General features: G+C 43.6%; 4 protein-coding genes and 1 pseudogene. All 5 read right to left on the bottom strand.

The window, feature by feature from the left end; all coding sequences use genetic code 11:
- On the bottom strand, positions 1-200 hold a 200-nt coding region (locus tag VP97_RS22950), incomplete at its 3' end, for a pro-sigmaK processing inhibitor BofA family protein (protein ID WP_156153608.1).
- A gap of 36 nt (positions 201-236) precedes the next feature.
- On the bottom strand, positions 237-455 hold the full coding sequence (locus tag VP97_RS22945) for a YaaL family protein (RefSeq protein ID WP_050184506.1): 219 nt from the start codon (positions 453-455) through the stop codon (positions 237-239).
- A 14-nt stretch (positions 456-469) separates the two neighbouring features.
- Positions 470-1,066 (bottom strand): recombination mediator RecR, encoded by a 597-nt coding sequence (gene recR / locus VP97_RS22940; protein ID WP_050184505.1) that lies wholly within the window; start codon positions 1,064-1,066, stop codon positions 470-472.
- A 16-nt stretch (positions 1,067-1,082) separates the two neighbouring features.
- Positions 1,083-1,406, bottom strand: a complete 324-nt coding sequence (locus VP97_RS22935) for a YbaB/EbfC family nucleoid-associated protein (RefSeq protein WP_425388521.1) — start codon at positions 1,404-1,406, stop codon at positions 1,083-1,085.
- A gap of 21 nt (positions 1,407-1,427) precedes the next feature.
- Positions 1,428-2,507 (bottom strand): annotated as a pseudogene (locus tag VP97_RS22930) (DNA polymerase III subunit gamma/tau); the annotation flags it as partial.

Genomic DNA, 2,507 nt, shown 5'->3' with positions numbered 1-2,507 from the left:
TACGGAAAAATAAAAAAATAAATAGCTGCCAGGGAGAGAACTCCCGGCAGCCCGAGAAAACCGGCCAACAAAGCTGTAAATGGATTCATAACGATATGCAGATCCGCTTCTTGTACACATATATTCACACCGTATAAAAGAAAAGCACCGACCACTAATTTCTGTAAAATTACGATTAATATTTCGCCCATTTTTCGCATCGTTTTCACGCTCCTCCTATAATGTATAGGGAAGAATTATTCTTTTATGCGAATTTGCCGCTTTTTTGCTTCACGGAACAAAAAGAAATATTTCGCCTGTGCTGCCTTTGTTTGCGCTTCAAGCTCGTTGTTTTGTTCAAAACTGAGACGAAGCAAGTCGCGGTTTTTAAACCAATCTGCTCTTGCCTGGTTCAGCAAGCAAATCAACTTATCATCATATACACTACGCACGCTTTGTTTTTTGCGAAAAAACATAGATGCTTTCCTCCTTACAGCTCGCGGCGTCCTTCGATGGCTTTAGAAAGAGTTACTTCATCAGCATACTCCAGATCACCGCCGACTGGAAGACCGTGAGCAATACGGGTTGTCCGGATACCGGATGGTTTCAGCAGCCTGGAGATATACATCGCTGTTGCTTCTCCTTCAATGTTTGGGTTAGTCGCTAAAATTACCTCTTTAATCGTTTCATCCTGAAGTCGTTTGACCAAGTCAGGTACATTAATATCTTCCGGTCCAATTCCTTCCATCGGAGAAATGGAACCATGCAGAACATGATACAACCCATTGTATTCCTTCATTTTTTCCATCGCGATGACATCTTTCGGGTCTTGTACCACACAGACGATGCTCCGGTCACGCCGCTCATCTTTGCAAATAGCACACGGGTCCTGATCTGTAATATGGCCGCATACGGAGCAATAGCCAAGGTCCCGCTTAGCATTTACAAGTGCTTTTGCAAAATCAAGCACATCTTCTTCTTTCATATTTAGCACAAAAAAAGCCAGACGAGCCGCTGTTTTCGGCCCGATGCCCGGCAATTTCATAAAGCTGTCAATCAGCTTCGTTATTGGTTCGGGATAGTACATTCGCAATTCCTCCTCTTTAGAAAGGAAGGTTCATCCCTTTCGTAAACTGTCCCATTGTCTGGTTTGTTTCGTCGTCTACTTTTTTGAGCGCGTCATTGACCGCTGCAAGAACAAGATCCTGCAGCATATCGATATCGTCTGGATCTACAACTTCTTCTTTGATTTGAACATCGATTACTTGCTTTTGACCAGACATGCTTATTTTCACCATGCCGCCGCCGGCTGTTCCTTCAAACTGCTTTTCTGCCAGCTGCTCCTGTGCTTCCTGCATTTGCTTTTGCATTTTTTGCATCTGCTTCATCATATTCTGCATGTTACCCATTCCTCCGCCACGCATCATGTTCATCATCCTCCAATTAAATTAGTCTTTAATTTCAAGAAATTCTTCTCCAACAAGTTCAAGCGCTCTTGACACAAGAGGATCTTCTTCCTCTTCCGGCACGTCGGTCTCTGTTCCTTCAGCTGATGGCATAGGACTACCCTCTTCTTTTTGCTTTTTCACAAAAGAACGTCGAATATCCAGCCATGCTTCTTCAGGCACAACAAGCGGCCGGTATGGCTTGCCGGTTAATTCATTTAAAATCGTCGAAATAGAATCCATAAATGCTTTATTATCGGAAGCCATTTGACAATGAATTTCGTATTTAAATTTTAACACAAATGAGTCAGCAGACGCAGCGACAGGTTCTGCATCGTTTAAAAGAGCTGCCTGCGAACGCATTTGCCGCTCATTCAAGTAACCAATCATATTGCCCCAGCGGCTTTTAATATTTTGAATATCCTGCTTTGTTGCTTCTGACAGTACTTTTTCAACCTGTGGAACAGCAACCTTAAATTGATTGCCTGGACGAGACATTTTTTTGGCAGCCGGTTTCGGTGATTCCACTTCCACAAAGCCGGCCGGACGTTTTTTCAGTTCCTGCAATTCCTGCTCAAGCCGGTTTATTTTTTCAATCAAGCCGGCTATTTCTGATCCAGATGGCGCAGATTCCACTTTTACGTGAAGCTGGCTCATTTTCACAAGTGCCACTTCAAGATAAATGCGTGCATGATTGGTAAACTTCATGTCCTGCTGTGCTTTATTTAAAATGGCGATATATTCATAAATGGCCGGCTCTGACACCTGGCCTGCAAGCTCAGTAAATGTTTCTTCGGCCATTGTACGTTCTAATGACTCTTCAAGTTCTGGTGCCATTTTAAGAAGAAGCATATCACGGAAATATAAAATCAAATCCTCGGTAAATCGAGTTGGATCTTTTCCTTCCATGAGCAGCTTGTTCAGTGTTTGGACGGCTTCAGCAGCATTTTGATTAAAAACCGCTGAAGCAATGTCCTGCAGCATTTCCTGTCCGACGGTTCCCGTCACTGTCAGTGCATCCTCTTCCGTTAAATGACCGCGGCTGTAAGAAACAGCCTGGTCAAGAAGGCTGAGGGCATCTCG

The sequence above is a fragment of the Domibacillus robiginosus genome, from assembly GCF_000966195.1.
In the GTDB taxonomy this organism is placed as follows: domain Bacteria; phylum Bacillota; class Bacilli; order Bacillales; family Domibacillaceae; genus Domibacillus; species Domibacillus robiginosus.
This window is presented reverse-complemented; position numbering and strand designations above follow the sequence as displayed.

Bases quoted from the DNA above. Each gene is read 5' to 3' on its own strand.
- VP97_RS22945 (WP_050184506.1), bottom strand. From the start codon at position 455: ATGTTTTTTCGCAAAAAACAAAGCGTGCGTAGTGTATATGATGATAAG.
- recR (WP_050184505.1), bottom strand. From the start codon at position 1,066: ATGTACTATCCCGAACCAATAACGAAGCTGATTGACAGCTTTATGAAA.
- VP97_RS22935 (WP_425388521.1), bottom strand. From the start codon at position 1,406: ATGATGCGTGGCGGAGGAATGGGTAACATGCAGAATATGATGAAGCAG.